General features: G+C 31.0%; 21 protein-coding genes, 1 pseudogene, 1 riboswitch and 1 other annotated feature. Of the genes and pseudogenes, 16 read left to right on the forward strand and 6 right to left on the reverse strand.

Annotated features, from left to right (window positions below; genetic code table 11):
* Positions 1–23 precede the first annotated feature (23 nt).
* Both ACREVX_RS05710 and ACREVX_RS05715 read right to left on the reverse strand, forming a co-directional pair.
* Complete coding sequence (locus tag ACREVX_RS05710) at positions 24–203, reverse strand: asparagine synthase (RefSeq protein WP_431543204.1); 180 nt, start codon at positions 201–203, stop codon at positions 24–26.
* Between the two features lie 519 nt (positions 204–722).
* On the reverse strand, positions 723–1136 hold the full coding sequence (locus ACREVX_RS05715) for a hypothetical protein (RefSeq protein WP_431543205.1): 414 nt from the start codon (positions 1134–1136) through the stop codon (positions 723–725).
* Between the two features lie 364 nt (positions 1137–1500).
* On the opposite strand from ACREVX_RS05715, the gene proB reads away from it, so the two are divergent.
* Both proB and ACREVX_RS05725 read left to right on the forward strand, forming a co-directional pair.
* On the forward strand, positions 1501–2307 hold the full coding sequence (proB, locus tag ACREVX_RS05720; RefSeq protein WP_431543206.1) for a glutamate 5-kinase: 807 nt from the start codon (positions 1501–1503) through the stop codon (positions 2305–2307).
* A 108-nt stretch (positions 2308–2415) separates the two neighbouring features.
* Complete coding sequence (locus tag ACREVX_RS05725) at positions 2416–3672, forward strand: glutamate-5-semialdehyde dehydrogenase (protein WP_431543207.1); 1257 nt, start codon at positions 2416–2418, stop codon at positions 3670–3672.
* A gap of 65 nt (positions 3673–3737) precedes the next feature.
* Here ACREVX_RS05725 and ACREVX_RS05730 read toward each other — a convergent pair whose 3' ends face one another.
* Positions 3738–4313 carry a 4Fe-4S ferredoxin gene (locus ACREVX_RS05730; RefSeq protein WP_431543208.1) on the reverse strand — a complete coding sequence of 192 codons (576 nt, stop codon included), beginning with the start codon at positions 4311–4313 and terminating at the stop codon, positions 3738–3740.
* A 333-nt stretch (positions 4314–4646) separates the two neighbouring features.
* Here ACREVX_RS05730 and ACREVX_RS05735 point away from each other — a divergent pair, with 333 nt between their 5' ends.
* From ACREVX_RS05735 to clpA, 3 genes are all read left to right on the forward strand, one after another.
* Positions 4647–5027 carry a hypothetical protein gene (locus ACREVX_RS05735; RefSeq protein ID WP_431543209.1) on the forward strand — a complete coding sequence of 127 codons (381 nt, stop codon included), beginning with the start codon at positions 4647–4649 and terminating at the stop codon, positions 5025–5027.
* Positions 5028–5312: 285 nt separating this feature from the next.
* Positions 5313–5630, forward strand: coding sequence for an ATP-dependent Clp protease adaptor ClpS (locus ACREVX_RS05740; RefSeq protein WP_431543210.1), 318 nt, complete (start codon positions 5313–5315; stop codon positions 5628–5630).
* Positions 5631–5632: 2 nt separating this feature from the next.
* Positions 5633–7948 (forward strand): ATP-dependent Clp protease ATP-binding subunit ClpA, encoded by a 2316-nt coding sequence (gene clpA, locus ACREVX_RS05745; RefSeq protein WP_431543211.1) that lies wholly within the window; start codon positions 5633–5635, stop codon positions 7946–7948.
* 51 nt (positions 7949–7999) lie between these two features.
* Here the strand turns inward: clpA and ACREVX_RS05750 are convergent, their stop codons facing one another.
* Complete coding sequence (locus tag ACREVX_RS05750; protein ID WP_431543212.1) at positions 8000–8368, reverse strand: VOC family protein; 369 nt, start codon at positions 8366–8368, stop codon at positions 8000–8002.
* Positions 8369–8539: 171 nt separating this feature from the next.
* Here ACREVX_RS05750 and ACREVX_RS05755 point away from each other — a divergent pair, with 171 nt between their 5' ends.
* The 6 genes from ACREVX_RS05755 (at position 8540) to ACREVX_RS05780 (ending at position 14296) form a co-directional block, all read left to right on the forward strand.
* Positions 8540–9283 (forward strand): MBL fold metallo-hydrolase, encoded by a 744-nt coding sequence (locus tag ACREVX_RS05755; protein ID WP_431543213.1) that lies wholly within the window; start codon positions 8540–8542, stop codon positions 9281–9283.
* Between the two features lie 289 nt (positions 9284–9572).
* Complete coding sequence (locus ACREVX_RS05760; RefSeq protein WP_431543214.1) at positions 9573–10436, forward strand: YitT family protein; 864 nt, start codon at positions 9573–9575, stop codon at positions 10434–10436.
* A gap of 80 nt (positions 10437–10516) precedes the next feature.
* A complete protein-coding gene (locus ACREVX_RS05765; RefSeq protein WP_431543215.1) occupies positions 10517–10882 on the forward strand; it encodes a hypothetical protein in 366 nt (121 codons plus the stop codon).
* Between the two features lie 102 nt (positions 10883–10984).
* On the forward strand, positions 10985–11236 hold the full coding sequence (locus ACREVX_RS05770) for a hypothetical protein (protein ID WP_431543216.1): 252 nt from the start codon (positions 10985–10987) through the stop codon (positions 11234–11236).
* 278 nt (positions 11237–11514) lie between these two features.
* Positions 11515–11787: a binding site (T-box leader), on the forward strand.
* 65 nt (positions 11788–11852) lie between these two features.
* Positions 11853–13244, forward strand: coding sequence for an asparagine--tRNA ligase (asnS, locus tag ACREVX_RS05775; RefSeq protein ID WP_431543217.1), 1392 nt, complete (start codon positions 11853–11855; stop codon positions 13242–13244).
* Positions 13245–13444: 200 nt separating this feature from the next.
* Positions 13445–14296, forward strand: coding sequence for a YitT family protein (locus ACREVX_RS05780; RefSeq protein WP_431543218.1), 852 nt, complete (start codon positions 13445–13447; stop codon positions 14294–14296).
* A 72-nt stretch (positions 14297–14368) separates the two neighbouring features.
* Here the strand turns inward: ACREVX_RS05780 and fdxA are convergent, their stop codons facing one another.
* Together fdxA and ACREVX_RS05790 are read right to left on the reverse strand one after the other, a co-directional pair.
* A complete protein-coding gene (gene fdxA / locus ACREVX_RS05785; RefSeq protein WP_431543219.1) occupies positions 14369–14539 on the reverse strand; it encodes a 4Fe-4S ferredoxin in 171 nt (56 codons plus the stop codon).
* Positions 14540–15250: 711 nt separating this feature from the next.
* On the reverse strand, positions 15251–18424 hold the full coding sequence (locus ACREVX_RS05790) for a glycoside hydrolase family 2 TIM barrel-domain containing protein (RefSeq protein ID WP_431543220.1): 3174 nt from the start codon (positions 18422–18424) through the stop codon (positions 15251–15253).
* Positions 18425–18680: 256 nt separating this feature from the next.
* Here ACREVX_RS05790 and ACREVX_RS05795 point away from each other — a divergent pair, with 256 nt between their 5' ends.
* The 5 genes and pseudogenes from ACREVX_RS05795 to ACREVX_RS05815 all read left to right on the forward strand — a co-directional run bounded on the left by ACREVX_RS05795 (position 18681) and on the right by ACREVX_RS05815 (position 25218).
* Positions 18681–19571 (forward strand): AraC family ligand binding domain-containing protein, encoded by an 891-nt coding sequence (locus ACREVX_RS05795; RefSeq protein ID WP_431543221.1) that lies wholly within the window; start codon positions 18681–18683, stop codon positions 19569–19571.
* 202 nt (positions 19572–19773) lie between these two features.
* Entirely contained in the window at positions 19774–21036 is a 1263-nt protein-coding gene (locus ACREVX_RS05800; protein WP_431543222.1) for a PocR ligand-binding domain-containing protein, read from the forward strand.
* 267 nt (positions 21037–21303) lie between these two features.
* Positions 21304–21459 carry a hypothetical protein gene (locus ACREVX_RS05805; RefSeq protein ID WP_431543223.1) on the forward strand — a complete coding sequence of 52 codons (156 nt, stop codon included), beginning with the start codon at positions 21304–21306 and terminating at the stop codon, positions 21457–21459.
* Positions 21460–21585: 126 nt separating this feature from the next.
* A pseudogene (locus ACREVX_RS05810) lies at positions 21586–22497 on the forward strand (uroporphyrinogen decarboxylase family protein); the annotation flags it as partial.
* Positions 22465–22651: riboswitch (cobalamin riboswitch) on the forward strand. (Overlaps the previous pseudogene by 33 nt.)
* Before the next feature lie 92 nt (positions 22652–22743).
* Positions 22744–25218, forward strand: a complete 2475-nt coding sequence (locus ACREVX_RS05815) for an ASKHA domain-containing protein (RefSeq protein WP_431543224.1) — start codon at positions 22744–22746, stop codon at positions 25216–25218.
* The last annotated feature ends 219 nt before the right edge of the window (positions 25219–25437 follow it).

Consider the following 25437-nt stretch of genomic DNA (forward strand, 5'->3'; position numbering starts at 1 on the left):
TTGAGACAAATATAACATTTATACTATTTTCTGTGTTCAACTAAATCAATAGCTCCAAGAACAATGTGAGCTAATCCGAAACCAATAACTCCTGCTTCAATCATAGGAAGCATATTTTTTTTCTTCATATTACCTTTTGAAAATGATGCTCCGGCTGCTGTTACAACTGTACCTAACATTGTTGGAATTAATCCTTCACGCATATTAGAAAACCTCCCTTTATTTAAGGCACGATCAAATAAATAACAAAATGGATTATATTTATTTGATCGTGCCTAATATAACATTAGCTTTTACAAATATATGATTTTTAATACTTGAAATTATCGAAAATATATTAAATATTTTAATAATAAAAAAGAAAAAGATAAATAAAATATTCTTTTTTAGAATAAAAGTTATCTTCTAGGTAAAAATATAAATATTGTAATAAAACATTACAATACCTTATTTAAATTTAGGGAGGTTAAGTTATGGCTAAAAAAGGAATGAGCAGACCTGGTTCACAAGAGGTTCAAGGTAAAGGTGATAAAAACAAGAAAAATAAAAATAATGATGCAAAAAATGTTCCGCTTACAGGAAAAAAATAACTTGCGTAGCTGTAAGAAATTATAACTGTAATTAATTTATAAAGTAAGTAATTAAGCAGCATCTTGAATAATTATTCAACATGCTGCTTAATTAATATTAGAGATTTAAATTAATTCTATAATTTATGTAGTTTATTCGTATAATCCAAATCCAGTAATAACTAGCATATTCCAATCGCTTTCTTCGTTTTTAACCCAAGTATATTCAATACATAGTTCTTTTAACCAGGCGTTGAGTCCACTACTTTTTTTAGAAACATTCGAAGATTGTCTTCCGAAGTTCTGTTTTATTATTTCAAGTAATTCTTGTTGTTCTTCTTTTCCTAACTCTTTATCAAGCATTTCTTCTATAATATCGCAAGAAATCTCGTAACACTTTTTATCGTCAACATAGAGTTCGTCAGCGATTAACTGTCTTTTGTTGTTTAGAGTATTCTGAACTTCAGTAATTTCTTTTGCATTTGTTAAATATTTTTTAGCTATGTTCATTGCAGCAATTTCATTATCTATTTTAATTATTGTTCTTTCCAATTTTGCATTTCTCATTTTAATTTTCCCACTTTACATTTTTTATTTAATCATTAATTAAGGCATTTTAAAATAAGAATTAGTAGATATGCTAGTCTATTTTAAAGATGACTAATGATAATAAGTCAATTATATCATAAATTCACTATGTTGCGAAACCTGGTTAATTAATTTTAGATTCTAATTGCTCAATTAAAATATATTATATGAAAAAGTTAAATTAAAACACAATTGTTACGAAATAATTATAAATGGAAATATATCTTTAAATGGTGTAAAATTAGATTAATGAGTACATAAAATATCATTTAAATTTTAAAAGTATAGAGATTTATAGAAACAAATCAAATCAACATTTTAGGATGAGATTGGGAGTGTACATATGACCAGTAGAAAAGAATATTTAAAAGATGTAAAAAGAATTGTTGTGAAGGTAGGGACTTCAACATTAACTCACTCTACGGGATTATTGAATTACAAACATATTGAAAATCTTATAAGACAACTTGCAGATGTTCATAATCAAGGAATTCAGGTAGTGCTAGTAACTTCAGGGGCTATAGGAGCTGGAATGGGAAAACTAGGACTTACAATAAGGCCAGAAACAATACCAGAAAAGCAGGCAGCGGCGGCTGTTGGGCAAGGCATTTTAATTCATATGTATGAAAAATTTTTCTCAGAATATGGGAAAACTACAGCACAAATCCTTTTGACTAAAGAGGATTTTGGTGATGATGCAAGACATTTAAATGCTCACAATGCTTTTTTGATGTTGCTATCACAAGGGGTTATTCCTGTAGTAAATGAAAATGATGCCGTAATAGTTGATGAAATAATGGTTGGAGACAATGACACATTATCTGCAATGGTAACTAAATTAATAGATGCGGATTTACTTATTATACTTTCTGATATTGATGGGTTATACGATTCAAACCCTAGAAAAAATCCTCAAGCGAAAATTATTTATAATGTATCAAAAATAACAAACGAAATTAGAGAGTCAGCAGAGGGGGCGGGAACAGAGCTTGGAACTGGTGGCATGGAAACTAAAATTAAAGCAGCAGAAATTGTAGTAGGTGCAAATGCATCTATGATTATAGCAGAAGGTTCAACGCCTAATGTTATTACTGATATATTAGAAGGAATAGAAATAGGTACATTATTTGAAAGAAACAAAAAAATGTGAATTCTAAATAGAATAGCATAATAAATAAAATAACATAAGTAATATAATAAGTCTAAAGAATGGTTAGTTTAAGATATAAGCGTTCTATTAGTAGTAGGAGGAAAAATAATGGACTTTGATAACTATATTAATAATATAGGCTTGAGAGCAAAAAATGCTTCTAGAATTATGACCACCGTTAGTACAAACTTGAAGAATGATGCACTACTACAAATGGCGAAGGCATTGGCATGTAACAAAGAAACTATAATCAAAGCTAATATTATAGATATGGAACTGGGCACGAAAAATAATTTATCGGATGCAATGCTAGATAGGTTGATGATTAACCAGGAGAGAATCGAGAAAATGGTTCAGGGACTTAAAAATGTGGCTTCACTTGGCGATCCAATAGGAGAGGGAATAAAAAGATGGAAAAGACCAAATGATTTAGATATTTCTATGGTAAGAGTTCCACTTGGAGTTATAGCAATGATATATGAGTCCAGGCCAAACGTAACTGTCGATGCAGCAGCTTTATGTATAAAGGCAGGAAATGTAATAATCCTTCGTGGAGGATCAGAGGCTATAAACACCAATATGGCACTAGCTAAAGTTATTATAAAAGCCGCCACTTTAGCAGGGCTTCCAGAAGGTTCAATTCAACTTATTGATATGATTGATAGAGAACTTGTAAATAAATTAGTAAAACTTAATGAATACGTGGATGTAATTATTCCAAGAGGTGGAAAAGGACTTAAAAAAGCTATCATAGCAAATGCTACAGTGCCAGTAATTGAAACAGGATCAGGAATTTGTCATATATATGTGGACGCAGAGGCAGATTTAAGTATGGCCCAGGAAATAATAGTTAATGCAAAAACTCAAAGACCTGGAGTATGTAATGCAGTAGAAACTGTACTTTTGCATAAAAATATTGTAAATGAATTTTTACCAAATCTTTCTCTTAAACTTTATGAGCTGGGGGTAGAAATTAGAATATGTGAAAAAGGAATAGGAATTATAAAGGGCGTAAAAGCTGCAAGTGAGGAAGATTGGTCTACTGAATATTTAGATTTAATACTTTCAATTAAAATTGTAGATTCAATGGAAGATGCAATTGATCATATTTTCAAATATGGAACAAAACACTCAGAAGCTATAATAACTACAAATTATGTAAATTCTCAGAGATTTTTAAAAGAAGTGGATGCATCTTGTGTATATGTAAATGCGTCTACAAGATTTACTGACGGCGCAGAATTTGGATTTGGCGCAGAAATAGGTATAAGTAATCAAAAACTTCATGCTAGGGGGCCAATGGGACTAGAACAACTTACAACTACAAAGTATCTTATATATGGAGATGGGCAAGTTAGAAAATAAGGATAATAATTTATTTTGTATAAAATAATATTTGAATAAAAAATAAGCAGGAATATATTCTTGGCTTATTTTTTAAAATTATTTTTTGTACATACTTTTAAGCATTCACAGCAACCTTTAATTGTATTTGGAATGCAACGATATGGATGAAAAGTATTATTCTCAAATGCTTTGGCTGGACATGCGGTTATACATTGTTCACAATCTGTGCAATGAACTATACTCTCTTTAATCAAACTTTGTTCTAAAGGTGCATTTGTAAAGGTGGCTGCAAAAAGGAGTCCAGCTCCGTAATCCTTATTTACAATAATGCCATTTCTTCCCCATTTTCCAAGTCCTGCAGAAACCGCTAATGGACGGAAATCACCATATATAGACATAATGCTTTTATTGTGACAGGTATAGCCTTCAGATTTAAGGATTTTAGAGGTTATATTTTGTACATGCTTACTTATAGCATATTCCTTATTAATCATTTTTGCTATGTTTAAAGGCTGATTAAGAAACCACTTATCTGTAAAAGGAAAACCAAACATAATTACTGGGTCTACTATTCTTATTTTTGTAAAACCAACTAACAAGGCACCTTCAGCTATAGCTTTTTTGGTTATATAATCAGATAAATCATTTTGTTTTTCCATGGAGTTCCTCCTAAGACATGATTGTTATTAAGTATACATCTTCATTAGTTTCCGCATACTATAAAACAATATGCATTATTATTTGAAATATATATAGAATTATAAATTTTTTATTACAAAATATGCGTATATATGAATAAATATTCAACATTATGCATGCATAATCTAATCTTAAAATACTGATTCATAATTTTTTTTAATTAAAATGGCTTAAATAAACACTTTAAAATTTCAAAAATTTATTGAGAGATCTATTGACTTATGCATTTAAATTCAATATAATGTATATATAGAATTAAATGATTTGTTCTATTAATTCAGGAGGTAATATAAATGTCAAATATTCAATTATTTGGATCAAAAAGAGAATTAGTAGGTTTTATTTCAGAATATCTTATTAAACATGATGATACTATAGCAATTATAAAAAAAGATTTAAGAAAAGATGTAATTAAATCATTATTAGTAAATGAAGATTTTAATGTATTTAAAGACCTTTCTGACATAGATGAAAATGTGCTATTTTTAATTAAGACTGGTGATAAAGAGCAAAACAATTTAAGTCTTAAAATTTGTGATGCACATAATCAAAAAACTAAAGCTTTTAAAATGGTGGATATTGACAATATATTACTCATAGACGGTGTAATAACTGATGATGAAGTCGGGAGTATCACTTATTATAAAGAAATTACTAAAATGAGATTGCAATAAATATATTAAATCATCTCCTGCGGAGCTGAAATGTCGTTAAAGTTTCACAAAAGAAAAACATCCTATGTTTTTATTGTAGGATGTTTTTCTTGCGTGTATAGGGATAATTATAATTGTGAATAAGATATAAAGCATAGAATAGTTGTAATAATACACTTAAATGAAGTAATATATAAATAAGTAGGATATAATAGACTTTAAGTAATGTGGATAAATAAAATTATTATTATAATTTATTTAAGATGATAAATATAAATTTAGATGTAAACAGTGAGGTTGGTAATTATGTCAGATAAAAGCACATTAAATGAGCAAGTTAGTATTAGAGAAAAAATACAAGTAAAAATTAAGAAACCTAATAATTACTTGGTAATCATTCATAATGATGATTACACAAGCATGGAATTTGTTGTACAGGTATTAGTTGGAGTTTTCAAAAAACAGGTTGTGGAGGCCACAAAAATCATGTTTGATGTGCATAAAAAAGGTAGTGGCGTTGCTGGAATATATAGCTATGACGTTGGCCTTACTAAAATTGATCAAGCAATGAGAATGTGTGAAGAAAGTGGATTTCCACTGAAATTAACATTAGAAAAGGAGTAATTATGCAATTAGATAATATAGTAAATGAAATTATTACTGCAGCTTATAATGAAGCTCAGATGTCAAATCATGAATATTTTACGCCAGAACATATTCTTTACGCTTCTTTATTTTTCGAAGAAGGAATTGATATAGTAGAAAAAAGTGGTGGTAACGTTAAAAGACTAAAAAAACAGATAACTAAATTCTTAAAGGAAAATATAGAGATTGTAGAAGATACAGAGCCAATTCAGACTATTGGAATTCAGACTATTTTATCATCAGCTGCAGATCATGTCATGCTTTCTGGTAAAGAACTAGTTAAGATAGGCGATGTGATAGTTGCTATGTATGATGATGAGGAAAGTTTTGCTTCTTATTTTCTGCGTGAGCAGAAAATGAAAAGGAGAGATCTTCTGAATTATATAGCTCATGGCATATCTGTAGTAGATTCCTATGGTTTTGATTCTACTACAACCGGGGACTCAGACGTGCAAGGAGGATTTGCTGGTGATGATGAAGAGATAGAATATATTTATGATGACGAGGACGAGGACGATGACGAAATGGATAGTCCAAAGGATGACGTTAACTTTTTAAGCAATTTTACTGTTGAGTTAACAAAAAAAGCCGATAATGGAGAAATGGACCCTCTTATAGGAAGGCAGGATATTCTGCAAAGAACATTACAAGTATTATGCAGAAGACTTAAAAACAATCCGGTTCATGTAGGAGAACCTGGGGTAGGTAAAACTGCCATAACTGAAGGCCTTGCACAATTAATTGCCCAAAATAAAGTTCCAAAGTTACTTCAGGGAAGTAAAATATACTATTTGGATATGGGATCTTTGCTTGCAGGTACAAAGTATAGAGGGGATTTTGAAGAACGGATTAAAAAAGTGTTAAGTGAAATTAGTAAAGAGGAAAAACCTATAGTTTATATTGATGAAATTCACACCATAGTTGGTGCAGGTGCAGTATCTGGAGGATCTATGGACGCTTCTAATATTTTAAAACCTTTTCTTGCAGATGGTAAGGTGAGATTTATTGGTGCAACCACTTATGATGAATACAAAAAGCATTTTGAAAAAGATAGTGCACTAGCTAGAAGATTTCAAAAGATTGAGGTCCCAGAGCCTTCAACAGATGAGACGTTTGATATTCTTATGGGGTTAAAAGATAAATATGAAGAGTATCATAAAGTGTCGTATACGGATGAAGCTTTAAAAACGGCTGTAGAATTATCTAGCAAGTATATTAAGGATAGATTTCTCCCAGATAAAGCTATAGACATTATGGACGAAGCTGGTGCTTATGCAAGGCTTTATGCGCCTGATAATGATGAAACTATTATTATTACGGTAAATGCTGTAGAAAAAATAGTGGCTTCTATTGCAAAAATTCCAGAGCAAAGTGTGTCTAGTAATGAAGTAGAGACATTAAAAAATTTAGACCTAAATTTAAAGAAACAAGTTTTTGGGCAATCTGAGGCTATAGACAATTTAGTTAGGGCTATAAAGAGATCTAGAGCTGGCTTTAACGAAGAAGAGAAGCCAATAGCATCTCTCTTATTTGTAGGGCCTACAGGAGTAGGTAAGACAGAAGTTAGTAAACAACTCGCGAGTAGCCTTGCTATTCCACTTATTAGATTTGATATGAGTGAATTCCAGGAGAAACATACTGTTGCAAGACTTATTGGTGCACCACCAGGATATGTAGGGTATGAAGAAGGTGGACTATTAATAGAAGCAATGAAAAAAAATCCTTATTGCGTGCTACTTTTAGATGAAATTGAAAAAGCTCACCCGGATATACTTAATGTGTTATTACAGGTTATGGATTATGCTACTTTAACAGATAACACTGGTAAAAAGGCAGATTTTAGAAATGTAATTTTAATAATGACTTCGAATGCAGGAGCAAGAGAAGCTAGCAAAAATATAATTGGTTTTGGAGACCGGATGGAATCAGGAGGGGCAATTATTAAAGAAGTGGAACGATTATTCTCACCAGAATTCAGAAATAGGTTGGATAATATAATTGCATTTAATAAAATAGATAAAGTTATGGCTCTTCAAATAGCTAAAAAAGCAATGAAACAATTTGAAGAAAAACTTTTAACTAAAAATATAAAATTAAAAGTTACAGATAATTTATATGTTTGGTTAAGTAAAAAGGGATTTTCAGAGGCCTATGGAGCTAGAGAAATTAATAGAGTAGTTCAACAAGAAATAAAGACTTATTTTGTTGATGAAGTGCTATTTGGAGATCTTTCCAAAGGTGGCAATGCAACGGTTGATATTGTTAATGATAAACTTAAAATAACTAAAGATAAATAAAAAAAGTATATATTACGCGTATTGCAATACGCGTAATATATACTTTTTCCTTTATTTTCTTGGAATAACTTCTGTCCAGTAGCCATCAGGGTCCATAATAAAATATATGCCCATAGGTTTGTTTTCGTAGCAGATACATCCCATTTCCTTATGATATGCATACGCCTCATCAAAATCATCTGTAACTACGGCAAGATGAAATTCATTTTCACCTAAATTGTAAGCTTGCGTTCTATCATTCATACAAGTAAGCTCTAACTTATGTTTAGTTGTTTCATCACCTAAAAATACAAGAGTAAAACTATCATCAGTTGGATGGAATCGTTTAGTTTCTATAAATCCTAAAGCCTCTTTATAGAAATGAACACTTTTTTCTAAATCCAATACATTTATATTATTATGATCAAAAGAAAATTTCATTTAATATAACCACCTCTTTAAAAAAATTATCTAACTACATATACTATACCATGATAATATTGTTTTGATAAAATAAAAGTGATAAAATAAGGGAATATAATCATCATTTTTTTAAATATAAGAAATCTAGATAGTTCGTGCTGTACTAGATATATGAAGGAGAGATAGTTTATGAAAGAAATTGAAGCAAAAGTATATTATATTTATCATAGTGGGTTTGCCATTAAAACTAAAAATCACTTTTTAGTATTTGATTACTATAAAGAACCTACAATAAATAGTAAAACTCACCAAACTTATCAGAAGTCTACACTGCTTTCACCTAAAAACATAAAAAACGCTAAGAATATTTATGTATTTTCATCTCATAGCCATGCGGATCATTTTAATTCTGATATTTTGAAGTGGGAAAATTATAACAGCGAAATCAAATACATTCTTAGTGATGACATAAAAATAGGTGAAAATAAATCAAATTATAATTTCATGAAGGAAGGTGAAGAAGAATTATTTGATGATGTGTATGTAAAGGCTTATGGATCAACTGATATTGGGATATCTTTTTTAGTAAAAGTAGACGGATTAACAATTTTCCATGCTGGAGATCTTAATTGGTGGCACTGGAAAGAAGATAGTATAGAGCAGTTAAATGAAGCTGAGACCTTATATAAAGCTCAGATTGGAAAACTAAAAGAAGAAAAAATTATAGATATAGCTTTTTTTCCTGTGGATCCAAGACTTGAAGAATTTTATTGTTTAGGCGGAGAATATTTTGTAAACACAATTCATCCAAAAGTAATAATACCTATGCACTTCGGAGATGATGTTTCTATTACTAAGGAATTTGCGGGTAGAATGAAAAAAATAGATGTAAAAGCAGTTGAAATAAATTATCCAGGAGAAGAAATAATATAATAAAAAATATATTTAATTTATTTGGATAAAAATATTCATTTATGTCCATAATTTAAATAACCAAATAAAAAAGCACCACTTACAGTATTTTTTAGTCCCCCTAAATTAATATTGCGTGTGGTGCTTTTTGTATGGAAATTAATTTTGCCTAAACGATGTAAATAAATATAAGATGATTTGTGAGAATAAATAATTATTATGTTTACACTATATAATAATTGTGATAACTTTATTTAAGATAACATAAAGTAATAAATAAAAATTAAAAAGTAGAAAGTAGGGTAAAGTAATGAGGTCAGGAAGTAAAAATGAAAATATATTGAATTATATATATATTATTATCGGGACTACAATACTCGCAGCAGGTGTGAATATGTTTTTTGCGAAAGTAAAATTAGTAACTGGTGGCGTATCGGGTCTTGCCATTGTTATAGAATATATTATGAAAAAAAATTATGAAATCGAGATACCTTTGTGGTTTACCAACATGGCAGTAAATATACCTTTACTTGCTATTGCTTTAAAACTTAAAGGTAAAGCTTTTGTAGGTAAATCTATGTTTGCTGCAGCTTATTTATCTTTTGCACTGTTTTATACAAGTTATATACCAGCTCCTGATGTAGATCTATTGATTGCTAGTATATTTGGCGGCGTGTTTGTTGGTACAGGCTTAGGATTTGTATTACGAGCATCAGCTAGTACTGGAGGAACAGATCTTGCTGCAAATATTATTAAGGTTTATTTGAAAAACGTTCCAATAGCTAAAATTATATTGGTGATCGATTCAACTATAGTGTTAATAGGTGCTTTTGTATTTGGAATTGAAAAGGCTATGTATGCACTAATTTCCATATATATTGTTGCTAAGGTTATAGATAATATTCTTGAGGGAATAAATTTTTCCAAAGCAGTGTTTATTATCTCAGATTATTCTAAAGAAATAGCTGAGGTTCTGATGAAAGATTTAAATAGAGGTGTTACAGGAATACATGCTACAGGAATGTATACAAAGGGAGAAAAACAGGTATTATTTGTTGTAGTTGGTAAGGATGAAATTGTTCCTCTTCAAAAAATGGTCAAACAGATAGACAGTAAAGCGTTTATTACTGTTGCTGATGTGAGAGAAGTTTTAGGAGAAGGATTTACAGAATAAAGGAAGTTTTAAGACAAAATTTCCAAAGTATATTTAAAAGTATTCATGCACACACTAGATTTAGAAAGGGAGTGTTATACATGAATGATAGATTAAATGACAAACCAGTTACGTTTGATAATCCAGAAAAACTTACAGAGGGAGTTTCTTTAGTAGAAGGCGATGTTACAGCAAAAAGTTTCATCAACGAAGTTGATGGTAAGGTAAAGGCTAATATAGTTATTGAAAACAAGGCAACAGGAGAAATAGCTAAAAAAGATGAGGTTATTGGTGAAATTGTTGAAAATGAGGATGGAAGTTCAGATTTGCATTCAAATTCAGATTCATATTTGGATTCAGGGCTTCCTTTAAATCCAGGTATAGTTTCAGGGGTTGGTATAGGTATGGGATCAGGTGTAGGACTAAACTCAGGTATAGGACCATCGCCAGTCATAGGTTTGGATTAGACATTAAATTAATATTTTATTTTAATAGATTTTTAACAGGCAATATCTTTAAAGTATATTTTGAAATATTTTTATAATAAACCTAGAAAGGGAGTGTTATTCATGAATGATAAATTAAATGGCAAACCAGTCACATTTAATAACCCAGAAAAACTTACTCAGGGAGTTTGTTTAGTGGAAGGCGATGTTACAGCAAAAAGTTTCATCAATGAAGTTGATGGTGAGGTAAAGGCTAATATCGTTATTGAGAATAAAGTTACTGGAGAGATAGCTAAGAGAGATGCAGTTATTGGTGAAATAGTTAATAACGAAGATGCTGATGTAGAAGAGTTTGATGGCGAAGAAGAGTTTTAAATAATCAATTACATTGAGGCTGAAGTACAATAGAGTTACCAAAATTAAATATTAGAAATAATCATAATATATAATCTTACTATATTGAGTATACAAAGACAGAAGCTTACTCTTTAGCATATAGATATATATTGTGGTTATTTTTTTATGTTTATATCAATTTAAATATATTAGTATAAAAAAATAAAGTAATAATAAAAATTTGACAATTATTATTAATAATATTATAATTTAAATGTATATAAATGATAATTAGTGCATATACTAATGTTTATCATATAAAGACTATGAAGAGAAGAGTAGATATAGAATAGAGTTTTAGCGAGTTGGGTATGGTGAAAGACCAATACGAAGTTTATATTAAAGAACATCTCAGAGTCTCTAACCGAAATCCCTAAGGAGTTTAGGCTTAGACGGGTCCAATCCGTTAAATGTTGGATAGATCGAATTATAATTTGAATTATCGAATATATAATTCTGTACTAATTAAAATTGTCATATTTTATGGCAAATTGGGTGGCAACGCGAAATTATAGCTTTTCGTCCCTTTATTATTAAGGGATGGAAGGCTTTTTTATTATCTAAAAAAGTATAAAATTATAAGGAGGGCAATTTTATGGAAAAATTGTTAGTAAAACAAATTTATAGAGAAAAGGAAAAATACGCAGATGGAGATATATCTATATCTGGATGGATTAGGACTTTAAGGTCTTCTAAAGCATTTGGATTTATAGAGGTTAATGATGGAAGTTTTTTTAAAAATATACAAGTAGTTTTTGAGGAAGAATTAGAAAATTTTGCAGAGATAGCTAAATTACCTATAAGCTCTTCCTTAACTATAGAAGGGAAATTACTTTTAACGCCAGGTGCTAAACAACCATTTGAAGTTAAAGCTACTAAGATAGTAATTGAGGGAATGTCTAGCAGTGATTACCCATTACAAAAGAAAAGACATTCTTTCGAGTACTTAAGAACTATTGCACATTTAAGACCAAGAAGTAATGCTTTTTCAGCAGTCTTTAGAGTACGTTCACTAACTGCGTTTGCTATTCATGAGTTCTTCCAAAAGAGGGGTTTTGTATATACTCATACACCAATAATTACAGGGAGTGATTGCGAAGGTGCTGGTGAAATGTTTAGAATATCTACACTTGATTTAAGCGATGTGCCACTAGGGGAAAATAAGAAAGTTGATTACTCGAAGGACTTTTTTGGTAAAGAAACTAGTTTAACAGTAAGTGGACAGCTTGCAGCAGAGGCTTTTGCTCTAGCATTTAGAAATGTATATACTTTTGGTCCAACATTTAGAGCAGAAAATTCTAACACTGCAAGACATGCAGCTGAGTTCTGGATGATAGAACCTGAAATAGCGTTTGCAGATTTAAATGATGATATGAAACTTGCAGAAGATATGATGAAATACATAATAAAATATGTTATGGAAAATGCACCAGAAGAGATGGAATTTTTCAATAGTTTTGTAGACAAAGGTTTAATTGAAAGGTTGAATGGTGTTGTAAACTCAGAATTCGGTCAAGTGTCATACACAGAAGCTGTAGATATATTGCAAAAATCAGGAAAAGAATTTCAATATCCAGTAACTTGGGGTTGTGACCTTCAAACTGAGCACGAAAGATATTTAACAGAAGAGGTATTTAAAAAACCACTATTTGTAACTGATTATCCAAAGGAAATAAAATCTTTCTACATGAGAATAAATGACGATAATAAGACAGTTGCAGCCATGGATTTACTTGTACCAGGAATCGGAGAAATAATTGGTGGAAGTCAAAGAGAGGAAAGACAAGACATTTTAGAAGCTAGAATGGAAGAATGCGGTCTTAACAAAGAAGACTATTGGTGGTATTTAGAACTAAGAAAATACGGCGGTACTAAACATGCTGGATTTGGACTTGGATTTGAAAGAGCTATTATGTATATTACAGGTATGAGTAATATAAGAGACGTTATCCCATTCCCAAGAACAACTGGGTCTGCTGAATTTTAAAACAAAAAAAATTATATTCAACCACATTTCAGCTCCGCAGGAGATGATTTAATATATAATGATTAAGTAGCCTTTTACTATAAAAATAGGGGCTACTTTTATTTATAAATAAGTAAACTTAACAAAAGTGGAGCGTGATATATGTATATTATGTTTTGTCATTAAGAAATTCAAATAGTTAAAGGGGGGAGGGAATTATTATGAAAACAATTATTAAACAATATATTTTAATAACTATTGGTATAGCGCTAGTAGCTATAGGATTTTACTTTTTTTTAGTTCCAAACGACTTAGCAGTAGGGGGCGTTAGTGGCCTTGCAATGGTTATAAACTGGTATATACCAGGTTTAACTATTGGCGGCATAATGCTTATATTAAATGTAATTCTATTCATTGTAGGGTTCATATTTATAGGAGCTAATTTTGGAGTTAAAACAATATATGCTAGCTTTGGGTTATCGGCAATGATATGGGCTTTAGAAAAAGGTTACCCTATGACTGGTAGTATAACAAATGATATATTTCTTGAATTAATATTTGGAATATTAATTGGGGCCGTAGGGATGGGAATGGTGTTTAACCAAAATGCCTCCACAGGAGGTACTGATATAATAGCAAAAATACTTAATAAGTACTTTCAGATAGATATAGGTAAAGCTTTACTAGTAGCCGATTTTTTTGTAACAGTACTAGCAGCGGTAGCATTCGGACCAAGAATAGGTATGTATGCGCTACTGGGTGTTATTATAAATGGCTTTACTATAGATGCTGTTATTGCAGGATTAAATAATTGTAAAAAAGTTGAGGTTGTTAGTTCAAAAGGTGAGGAGATAAAAAGGTTTATTATAGAAGTACTGGATAGAGGGGCAACTTTATATACGGCCAAAGGGGCTTATACTAATGATCAAAAAGAAATTATAACCACTGTTGTAGGTAAAAAGCAGTTCATAAGATTAAAAAAATATATAAAAGAAATTGATAAGAAAGCATTTATAATAACATATAACGTACATGAAACTGTTGGGGAAGGATTCAAGGATATAGATGAATAAAAAGGAAAAAATACAAGCTACTGACTTTTGTCAGTAGCTTGTATTTTTTATAAATAATTATGTTCGTTCTAACTAAGCTTCAACTGGAGCGCCTGTAGGGCAAACAGCTGCACAAGCTCCGCAATCTATACAAGTATCAGCATCTATAACAAATATTGAATCTCCTTGGCTTATTGCGTTAACTGGACATTCAGGTTCACAAGCTCCACAGCTTACACATGCATCAGTAATTTTATATGACATAATAACTAACCTCCTCTTAACTAATTTACTACGTACATGATATCATAATTGGACTGAAAAATAAAGCGTTTTTTAAAAATGGGAAATAAGTGTAAGACATTAAACAAACTATATAAGATACAACAATATAACAATTATGTTGATTTTATTTAAAATAACTAGTTTTGCTTTTATTTTGGCTTAGAATTGTATAATTTTAGAATTTTAAACATCAAATATACTATGAAAATAAAAAACCATAGATTTTATTCTATGGAAAATTAACATGGCATTCATAATGTGTAGTTAATTATAATTGTAATATTAAATGAACTGAATCAAATTAAATTATAGTTACAGCTAAAACTAAATTTAAATCAGTTCATTTAATACTCATGCTAGTTAGTAACCTTTAGCTGTATCTATATTAATGATGAGCTCATCTAATTAGCTGTGAGTTAATAACTATTAATAATATTATGTGTAGGATTATAAAATAATATTCAAAATAAAATAAAAAATATCAGAGTAGTTATATAAAGTTTTGGTTGATGAAATTTCAAATGGCAAAGTGAACGATCTAGTTTTTGACACTTACCAATAATGTATTTCATAATGTATACAAATTAGATTATGATCATGTTTTCCAGATAGAACAGGAAAATATAAAATAGGAAGTAAACCTATTTTATATTTTCTTTTGTAGAAAAATTGTAAACCCTCTTTTAAATTTTACTCAAAGGAAATAGTAAATTCCAAGATATAATTTTGTGCTTTCACTTGTTCACTCTCGACAAGCATAGTGCTCCAGCCCATATCACTTCCTATTCCGCTATGTGCAGCATCAATATGCAAATAGCTTTCATTTCTTCTTATAAGTTCATGCTCATGTTTTGCATTTTTGTAATCCTCGATGGTATTGTAGTGTACATCAAAGTGGAATGGGACTAATGCTGTAATTTTTATAATTCTCCCATTACCGTTTATTAAAGTAATCCAACGCGTTTGCTCATGTCCACCATTTTCTGAAGGAGGAATAAAGGGAAAGTGCTCACCCTCAACGCTATTTTGAAATACTCCAAGCTTTGCAGAGTGTTTTCTATCACTGTAATTTTCCACAGGTCCAAGTCCAAAGTATTCTATAGTATCAAAATGTTCAGGGATTATAAGTTCTAGTCCAACCCTTGGTAAATCTTTTAATGAAGGATCTATATTAAAAATAGTTTGTACTTTTATTTGGCCATCACCATTAACGGTGTAATTAGTTACAACAATAATTCCAAAATGATTTGCTGAAAATTTAATTTCTCTCACGACTTCAATTATAGCTTTAGTTGTTCCTAGAGGTTGAACTGAAATTTTTTTAAGTGTGGTGATAACATTCTTACTGTCAAACTCTTCCCATATTGATGACCTTCCCCAGCCATCCCCTGCATCTATTCCTGTCAAAGGACGTGTTAAGCACTCCTTTGGCCCAAGATTTAGATATTCACAGTCATTTTTAACATGAGAAAAAATAAGCCCTGTTGTTTTGTCAAAAGAGGTAGTAAAATCACTACCAATAATTTTAATTATATCCATATGGTTTTCTATAGAAACTTTATTTTCTACTATTTTAGTTTCAGTTATCTTTTTTAATTCATATTCATAGACACCACTTGCAAGTCTAAACTGATAGCATCCTATTTCATAGCCTGCAGTAGCGTAAGCAGATTCTTTTACATATTTTACAATGAATTCTACAGTGTATTCACAATTTGGTTTCTTATTGATGTTATCTGTGAAGGTAGCTTCTGCTGCCTCTCCTGCTTTTAAATATGGAAGCTCAAATAAACCCGTCTCTATAATGTATCCGTTTTCTCTAACTGAGAAGGTGACATCATATTGATTTGTATCCAAAACGATATTTCTATTTTTAATTGTAAAGCAGCCCATGTTTTTTTCTGAAATCCACGTATTTTCTTGGGATAGCTCTTCAAAAATGATAGGGCAATAAATTTGCTTAACTTCCAGAGCTATAGGTTTTGGTGTCAAATCTGGTAACACTATACCATTATTAGTCATGAAGCCTGGACATTCCCAGTCTACTATACTCTCGCTAAAATCGCCTCCATAACCAAAAAATTGCGTGCCATCAGAAGTTTTGGCAATTAAACATTTATCCTGCCAGTCCCAGACATAACCACCTTGAAACCTTTTGTAGTTCTCTACTAAATCATAAAATTTATACATGCCTCCACCAGAATTTCTAATTTGATATAAGTACTCCACTAGGACAATAGGCCTTATATCTGAGGCATCGGTAAGCATTTGTAAGATGTTTTTTTGAGTGGCATACATATTTCCTCTAACGTCAGAAATATTCTTTCCTGGTTCTCCTGCTTCATATTGGCATAAACGAGAAGGGTCATATTCCCTTATCCAACCGGCCATTCCTGCATGGTTGGCACCTACTCCACTTTCATTTCCTAGGGACCAAGAGTAGATAGAGGGATGATTTTTATGGGTAAGTACCATTCGAATAGCTCTTTCCAAGAAATTAGTTCCCCATGCAGGGTTATGCGATAAAGCACCAAATACTCCGTGGGTTTCTAAATTACATTCGCAAATAAGTAAAATTCCATATTCATCACATAAGTCGTACCAAATCGGATCATCTGGATAATGGCAGGTTCTAACTGAGTTTATATTAAGTCTTTTCATCAGCTTTATTTCTTCCACCATGTGTTTAAAAGTCACACTGCGGCCACCGTAAGCTTCATGCTCATGGCGATTTACGCCTCTTACAATTAATCTATTTCCATTTAATAATATAACACCGTCCACAATTTCAATTTTCTTAAAACCAATTTTGCAACTTTCAAAATCAACTTCCTTATTACTAGGAGAAAGTAAAGTAATGACCACTTTGTATAACGTAGGTGTCTCAGGAGTCCACTGCTTTATGTCTTCTACTTTGATGTTAAATCTTGCAGTATTGGAAGTAGGGGTCTCATAACTTCGGTAGGCACCTTGAGAGTTTATTTCAGAAATTTTACTGGACAATAAATGATTTTCAATAGTAAATACATCTAACCTAACCTTGTAATCTGCAAAACCGTTAAAACGATTTATTGTTACATCAGCTTTCACCTCTCCAAAGCCATAGTATAGATTAGGTAGGGCATCTATCTTAAAGTCAACAATTCTTGTTTTAGGTTTTGCATATAATGAAACAGAACGGAAAATTCCAGAAAGATACCAGTAGTCCTGATCTTCTAGATAAGTGCTTTCGGCAAAACGCATTACTTGCACAGAAATTATATTTTTACCTTGTTTTATAAAATCTGTTATGTTAAATTCACTAGGCAATTTACTATCTTGTGAATATCCAACCTCTTTACCATTAATCCACAGATAGTATGCTGTTTCCACTCCTTTAAAATGAATAAATATTTCTGATTCTAGCCATTCTGAAGAAATATTGAATTCTCTATAGTAGCATCCAGTTGGATTTTCTTCTGGAATGTACGGAGGATTTGGTAAGCCACGAGACGCGGTCTTGGCTTTGGGATGTATGATTTGTTTATCTTTGCTGTAATAATCCCATGGTAATAATGTATTAGTGTAAATTGGGTCACCAAAACCTTGAAGTTCCCAGTTGCCGGGGACGTTAATATCTTTCCAGTTTTCGTGATTATAATTAGTTTCAAAGAATGATTCTGTCTTTGTTGGTTTTGTGTAATAGGCAAATTTCCAAATTCCATCTAGAGAATTTGTCCAACTAGACAAAGTTCTATCACAACTTAGTGCTTGAGATGCATTTTCATAAGCACCCCAGGGAGCGTGAGACTCTTCTCTATTAATAGAAGTAACATTTAAATTTTTCCAATCATTTTTTGTATGAAACTTTTGAAAGTGATTCATATAGGCCTCCTTTATAACTGATTAAATATATTTCTCTAAAATTAACTATAGGTTACTTAGATTATAATACTTTTAAATATAAAATAAAATTTGCAATATTGCTAACATTGATATAATATATTGCTAATAGAGAATTACATTTCATTATTAATAAAGCAAGGACGAGGATTATTCTAATTACCATAAAAACAAATAAATTAATATTAAGCTAAATAGATATTATATATTTTTAAATTGTATTAGGAGGAAATATGTTATGGTGGGAAATGATGCTACAGTGGAAACTACTTCATACTATAAAAATTCGTTTTATACACCGCCGAATATAATAGAAAAAGAATCTCGAAACGTGATTTTAGGCAACCTTCTACTCACTTGGGCAGGATGTTATGAAAAAGCTTATGGTCATGTGGTAAATAATCGCATACTTAAGGATTATGTTATGATTTATTGCGTAGATGGTCAAGGTTTCCTAAGATTAGATGGAAAGCAATGGATTATAAAAAAAGGGGATTTATTTGTTTGTCCTCCTAATATTCATCATTCATATGGTGCGAATAATAAGGATCCCTGGACTAAATATTGGATACACTTCAGAGGACAAAGTGCAAGTGCTTATATAAAGTTGCTTGGTATTTCAGATTCATCACCTGTAATTCAGTTAGGTAATAATGCTAAAATCCTATCTTGGATTCAGGATATTTTTAGAATATTAGGTATGGGTTATACCCAAAGTAATTTGATATTTGCTAGCGCTTACCTAACCAATATTTTAAGCTATATAATAAGTTTGGCTATGAACTCAGAATTAAATAAAACTGATAATATCAATGTTGAAAAGGTTATCACCTATATGCTGGATAACGTGGCTAATAATTTGACTCTGGATCAATTATCCGATTATGCAAAGGTATCTAGATTTCACTTTGTTCGTGTATTTAAAGAAAAAACAGGGTATACGCCGATGGATTATTATATTCGATTAAAAATACAAAAAGCTTGTGAGCTTTTGGAGTCTGCTGTTGATACAATAAGTATAATAAGCTCAAGTTTAGGCTTTAGTAATCCGTACTATTTTTCTACTACTTTTAAAAGGATTGTTGGACAATCTCCTAAATACTATAGGGAGATGGTTCATCATCACTAATATCTAATAACCATAGATCCTTTATATAGTAATAGAAGGTTAAGAACTTAAGATAAATAAACAGAGAAAATATGGAGCAGATGTTCCTTGGAGAATTAATTATACTATAGAAAATTTAGAAGGAATAGGAGTTTTAAAAAATATAGTTTGCCTACTGGGCTAGAAGGTAAGGTGAAATCTAATTTAACAGGGGGCAAACTAAATGTACCTACAAAAGAGTAGTTTAGATGAAGAAACTTTAATAGATCATCTTAAAACCTATAACAAGGTCACAGGTATCTTATGCTTCTATATTGATGAATTCGGACAAACGATTCATTCTGAAGGAGAGCCTTGTCAGTTTTGCATTAAATTTAAAGAATTAAGTGGAGATAAATGCACATGCAATGAGTCTCATCTTTATGCTAGTAAACAATCAGAGAAAATTGGTGAACCATATATATATTTTTGCCCTATTGGATTAGTCCATTATGCAACTTCTATAGTTATTGGGGGGGTCTTAAAAGGAGCTTTGATAGGTGGGCCTGTAAGAATGAACACCTCTGATGATTTTATGGTAGATGATTTAATAAAAAAACATAATTTCAATTTAGGAAGTAGGGAAACACTGCAAAAATATGTTAAAAATACTCCTATTGTTGAACCAGAAAAAGTTAGGTATTTGGCACAACTACTGTATATTATTTCAAAGGATATAATGTCATCTGAAAGTATTATACTTTCCGAAAGAAAGAAGTTTTATGCTGCGCAGGCGGCAATTAATGAAGAAATACAAAATGTAAAACACAATGAATATTCTGAACATATATCAAATTACTATCCTGTAGAGCTTGAAAAAGAACTGATATCAAAAGTTAGAGTCGGCGATAAAAAAGGAGCTAAAATTATACTAAATGAGCTCTTAGGACATGTTTTGTTCAATAATGGTAATAATATTGAAATAACTAGAGCAAGAGTATTGGAACTTATGATTGTGCTTTCTAGAGCTGCAGTTGAGGGAGGAGCTGATTTGGAAATGGTTTTTGGCCTTAATTTTAAATACTTAAACGAAGTGTCTACATTGAGCAATGTTGAGAAACTTTGTGCGTGGATAATAAAGGTTTTAGATAGATTTAGTGAATGTATGTATAACATCGAAAATGTTAACAATTTTCATATTATAAAAAAATCTATGGAGTTTATTAATGATAATGTTAGTAATAATATATCCTTAGATAGTGTAGCGGAATATGTGTACTTAAGCCCATCATACTTTAGTAGACTATTTAAAAAAGAAATGGGAATAAATTTTATTGATTATCTAAATAAAGTCAGGATTGAAGAAAGTAAAAAATATTTGACTGACTTGAGTAGCTCATTAAGTGATATAGCCCATAACGTGGGATTTACAGATCAGAGCTATTATACGAAAGTATTTAAGAAAATTGAAGGGATTTCTCCTGGTCAATACAGGAAGATGACTTAAAAAAGATAAGACTATTGACACAAATGCGTCAATAGTCTTATCTTTTTTAAACATTCTAGCAAAATTTTACTGAAAAGTATGGTTTATAATAATATATTACTAAAAAGTATCGTCTTTGTACAATACACATTGCATGAAAAGGTTTATATTTATATTATATTATTAGAATGTAAAACATAAAACTTTAGGGTGAATTAATTATGGATTTAAATGAATTCTTATTATTAGTACAAAAGGGTAATACAAAAAGGTAAAAGCCTTGTTAGAATGATGCTTAAAGGTGCAGGTATTGAAGTTTATGATATTGGTGTGGACGTTTCACCGCAGGCTTTCGCAGATAAAGCAGAAGAAGTAGGAGCAGATCACTATACCGAAGACGCTGCAACAGCTGCAGAAGTTAAAAAATTATTATTAGCAAGCTAGTTAATATAAATAAAAAAATAGTGAAGTTATACTAATATGAAGGAAGTGAGGAAAGGTATGAAAAGAAATATGAAGAACTGGGTTTCAGAAATCCTAGCATCCCAGAAAAGATTAGCGATGCCAGTTATGACTTATCCAGGGCTAGATTTTATTAATAAGAACATTATGGATGTTATAACAAATGGAAAAAATCAAGCAGAGTGTATAGAAGTTCTTGCAAAGAAATATCGTTCAGCAGCGGCTGTTACTATAATGGATCTCTCTGTTGAAGCAGAAGTATTTGGTAGTCCTATAAGATTTACCGATGATGAAGTGCCAGCAGTTACTGCACCTATAGTAGTTGATGAAGAAACAGCTAAAGCATTAAGGGTGCCTAAAGTGGGGGAAGGGCGTACTAACGTTTATATTAAAGCAGCAGCATTAGTTACAAACAATGTAATTGATAGACCAACTTTCGCAGGAGCAATAGGACCATTCTCACTTGCAGGAAGACTTTTTGATATGACAGAAATAATGATTCAAGCTATGATAGAACCTGATATGGTTCATATAGTTCTCGCTAAATGCACTGAGTTTTTAATAGAATATATTGGAGAAATGAAAGCAGCAGGAGTTAACGGGTTAATACTAGCAGAACCTGCAGCAGGGTTAATTTCACCTGAAATGTGTCAAAGTTTCTCTTCTGATTATGTTAAGAAAATTGTTGATGCAGTTCAAGATGAAAATTTTATGATTATACTTCACAATTGTGGAAATACTGTAAAGCTTGTTTCTTCAATGGTTTCAACAGGTGCTATGGGTCTTCACTTTGGGAATGCTGTAGATATGGAAGAGATAATGCCACAAATTCCAGAGGATATAATTGCTTTTGGTAATATTGATCCTGCTAGAACATTTAAAAATGGAACCGTTGAAGATATGAATACATTAACTAAAGAATTATTAGAAAAAACAGCAAGATATAAAAACTTTGTTTTGTCTTCTGGTTGTGATGTTCCTCCAGGAACTCCTCTTGATAATGTGGATGCATTTTTCGATACTCTTGAAAAATTTAATAGTAGCAAGTAATTTTTGCGGTGTAAAACCGATACAGCCCCAGTTACTATAACGAAGACGAATCCCGATAACTGTTTTTTACCTAGAAGGTGGGTGACTCATAAGTCAGGAGAACTGCCTATATTAAAATTATTCTTCGGTGGGAAGGACTATTGTAAAAGTATTATACTTAGATCTTATTTATAATATAATTAAAATATATATGTTATAAAAGGGAGGGTTAATATAATGAGTATTAGAACAGAATTTGATTATAAAATAGAAGAAGATGAAATAATAAGATTGTTTGGTTATAAGGATTGTGAACCTAGTCAAGAAATTTTAGATTCCGTAAGAGAAGAAATAACAAATTGCGATGCCTATATTAAACCTCAAATATGGTTTGAAAAAATAAATATTAAGAATATCGAAAAAGGTAGAGTTATTTTAGAAAATTCTATTGTTTTTGAAGGTGAATTTATTGCTAATAAATTAAAGGGTTGTAGTTATATAATAGTATTAATTTCAACTATTGGAGTAGAAATTGATAAGATTATACAAAGCGCCTTTGATGATGATAATTATTTAAAAGGAATGATTGTGGACAATATTGGTATAACCTCTGTGGGGCAAATAAATAAAATCTTCTGGAATAGTCTTGTGGATGATCTAAAAGGGACTAATTATGGGATTACCCAAAAACTATCTCCAGGTGATACAACTTGGCACGTAAATGAGCAAGCGAGAATATTTGATTGTTTCAAGGAAATAAAACTCAACGTAGAATTATCAGAGTCTTCTTTAATGATTCCCATCAAGTCAACTACAGCGGTTTTTGGATTTGGTGAGGGAATTGGAATCTGTAAATTAGAGCATATTTGCAGTGAATGTAATATGCAAACCTGTAACTATCGGGTGGATAAAAATATTAAAGTAAAGGTAAAAACTGAGAATAAGATTGTTTCTATAAAAGCTTTTAAAGGACAAAATTTACTCAAAGCTCTTGTTGAAAACAATATTAGTATTCAGCATCCATGTAACGGCAAAGGGACCTGTGGAAAATGTAAGATTTTAATAACTGGTGGGAACCAAAAAATTAGTAAAGAGGATATTGCTCACTTAAACCCTCAAGAGATAGAAGAAGGTATTCATTTGGCATGTTCATATAAAATAGTTAATGATATAGAGGTAACGATTATTTCTAAGGAAGATAATATAGATGTGCTAACAGTTGGACAAGAGATTTCAGTTACTGTTAAGCCTTATGTTAATAAAGAGTTTTTTAAATTAGAGGTACCTAGTATTAATGACCAAAGAGATGATGTGCATAGGCTAAAGGATGCGTTACAATTAAAGGAAATATGTATTAGTAATAAGATTTTATGTAATTTAAGTAAAATTATTAGAAAAAATGAGTTTAAAGTTACAGCCTGTATATATAAAAATACATTAGTAACATTAGAAAGCGGAGATACTTCTAATATACTATATGGAATTGCAGTAGACATAGGGACTACTACAATAGCATGTTATTTAGTGGATATGGTAAGTGGACGAACTTTAGATACAGCATCTCAGGTTAATGAACAAAGAGCCTATGGAGCGGATGTGATTTCAAGAATTAGCTATACAATAGAGAATTTAAATGGAGTACAAGTTTTGAAAAGCTTAATAGTAAATCAGATAAATAGAATGGTAGAATCACTATGTTTAAATAATAATTTAGTAAAAGATTATATTTATAATATGACAATAGCAGGAAACACGGTGATGGTTCATATGCTTTTGGGAATTTCTTGTAAAAACATATCTATGGCACCTTACATTCCTGTACTTACAGAGGACATAGATTTTAATGGTGAAGAAATTGGAATTAATATAGGCGGAATAGTAAGCATTTTACCTGGTATTTCAAGCTACGTTGGAAGTGATATAACGGCTGGAATATTGGCCAGTGGAATGGTAGAATCTGAAAACTACTCCATTCTTTTGGACCTTGGTACAAATGGCGAGTTAGCCCTTGGAAATAATAGCGGAATCGTTGTTTGTTCAACAGCTGCAGGTCCTGCGTTTGAAGGCGCTAATATTAAATATGGTATAGGTGGGGTCAAGGGAGCTGTATCAAAAGTGGATCTTTCAAAACAGAAAATCTACAAAACAATTGGAGATGAACTTCCCATAGGGATATGTGGTTCAGGAGTACTTGACGCAGTGTCTGAATTGCTTAAGTATCAAATTGTTGATGAAACTGGAAGAATGGTAGATGCAGAAGAAATTTTAGATATAAACCTAGGGGAAAGAATAGTCACTATTGATGGAATGAAGCAATTTCTTATTGAAGACAATGGAAATAAGAATTCAATCTATTTTACCCAAAAGGATATCCGAGAGGTACAACTTGCAAAAGCAGCAATAAGTGCAGGGATAAAAATATTAATCTCTGAGATGGGTATAAGCTATGAAGAAATAGAAAAGATATATGTAGCTGGTGGTTTTGGTAACTTTATGGATATAAAGAGTACAATTAATATTGGAATGTTACCTAAAGAGCTAGAAGATAAAATCTATTCTATAGGTAACAGCGCTGGTAGCGGTGCTAAAATGTATTTATTATCACAGGAGCAAAGAGAAAAAGCACTACAAATAAAACAAGCTACCACGTATGTAGAATTATCTAATAGACCTGATTTTCAAGAATATTTTATGGATTCAATTATGTTTTAACAGGGAGAAAATATAAGTACCTATATACAGTTGGATTTACAGAACAGAGCTAGTATACGGAAGTATTTAAGAAAATTGAAGGGTTTCTCCTGGTCAATACAGGAAGATGACTTAAAAAAGATAACAGCAATATTTTACTGGAAAGTATGGTTTACAATAAGATATTACTAAAAAGTATCGTCTTTGTACAATACACATTGCATGAAAAGGTTTATATTT

Source organism: Clostridium sp., from assembly GCF_050717545.1.
Classification (GTDB): Bacteria; Bacillota; Clostridia; order Clostridiales; family Clostridiaceae; genus Clostridium_AD.

What these genes read in the sequence shown, in the direction of transcription:
- ACREVX_RS05710 (WP_431543204.1), bottom strand. Translation starts at nt 203, where the DNA reads ATGCGTGAAGGATTAATTCCAACAATGTTAGGTACAGTTGTAACAGCA.
- ACREVX_RS05715 (WP_431543205.1), bottom strand. Translation starts at nt 1,136, where the DNA reads ATGAGAAATGCAAAATTGGAAAGAACAATAATTAAAATAGATAATGAA.
- proB (WP_431543206.1), top strand. Translation starts at nt 1,501, where the DNA reads ATGACCAGTAGAAAAGAATATTTAAAAGATGTAAAAAGAATTGTTGTG.
- ACREVX_RS05725 (WP_431543207.1), top strand. Translation starts at nt 2,416, where the DNA reads ATGGACTTTGATAACTATATTAATAATATAGGCTTGAGAGCAAAAAAT.
- ACREVX_RS05730 (WP_431543208.1), bottom strand. Translation starts at nt 4,313, where the DNA reads ATGGAAAAACAAAATGATTTATCTGATTATATAACCAAAAAAGCTATA.
- ACREVX_RS05735 (WP_431543209.1), top strand. Translation starts at nt 4,647, where the DNA reads ATGTCAAATATTCAATTATTTGGATCAAAAAGAGAATTAGTAGGTTTT.
- ACREVX_RS05740 (WP_431543210.1), top strand. Translation starts at nt 5,313, where the DNA reads ATGTCAGATAAAAGCACATTAAATGAGCAAGTTAGTATTAGAGAAAAA.
- clpA (WP_431543211.1), top strand. Translation starts at nt 5,633, where the DNA reads ATGCAATTAGATAATATAGTAAATGAAATTATTACTGCAGCTTATAAT.
- ACREVX_RS05750 (WP_431543212.1), bottom strand. Translation starts at nt 8,368, where the DNA reads ATGAAATTTTCTTTTGATCATAATAATATAAATGTATTGGATTTAGAA.
- ACREVX_RS05755 (WP_431543213.1), top strand. Translation starts at nt 8,540, where the DNA reads ATGAAAGAAATTGAAGCAAAAGTATATTATATTTATCATAGTGGGTTT.
- ACREVX_RS05760 (WP_431543214.1), top strand. Translation starts at nt 9,573, where the DNA reads ATGAGGTCAGGAAGTAAAAATGAAAATATATTGAATTATATATATATT.
- ACREVX_RS05765 (WP_431543215.1), top strand. Translation starts at nt 10,517, where the DNA reads ATGAATGATAGATTAAATGACAAACCAGTTACGTTTGATAATCCAGAA.
- ACREVX_RS05770 (WP_431543216.1), top strand. Translation starts at nt 10,985, where the DNA reads ATGAATGATAAATTAAATGGCAAACCAGTCACATTTAATAACCCAGAA.
- asnS (WP_431543217.1), top strand. Translation starts at nt 11,853, where the DNA reads ATGGAAAAATTGTTAGTAAAACAAATTTATAGAGAAAAGGAAAAATAC.
- ACREVX_RS05780 (WP_431543218.1), top strand. Translation starts at nt 13,445, where the DNA reads ATGAAAACAATTATTAAACAATATATTTTAATAACTATTGGTATAGCG.
- fdxA (WP_431543219.1), bottom strand. Translation starts at nt 14,539, where the DNA reads ATGTCATATAAAATTACTGATGCATGTGTAAGCTGTGGAGCTTGTGAA.
- ACREVX_RS05790 (WP_431543220.1), bottom strand. Translation starts at nt 18,424, where the DNA reads ATGAATCACTTTCAAAAGTTTCATACAAAAAATGATTGGAAAAATTTA.
- ACREVX_RS05795 (WP_431543221.1), top strand. Translation starts at nt 18,681, where the DNA reads ATGGTGGGAAATGATGCTACAGTGGAAACTACTTCATACTATAAAAAT.
- ACREVX_RS05800 (WP_431543222.1), top strand. Translation starts at nt 19,774, where the DNA reads ATGTACCTACAAAAGAGTAGTTTAGATGAAGAAACTTTAATAGATCAT.
- ACREVX_RS05805 (WP_431543223.1), top strand. Translation starts at nt 21,304, where the DNA reads ATGATGCTTAAAGGTGCAGGTATTGAAGTTTATGATATTGGTGTGGAC.
- ACREVX_RS05815 (WP_431543224.1), top strand. Translation starts at nt 22,744, where the DNA reads ATGAGTATTAGAACAGAATTTGATTATAAAATAGAAGAAGATGAAATA.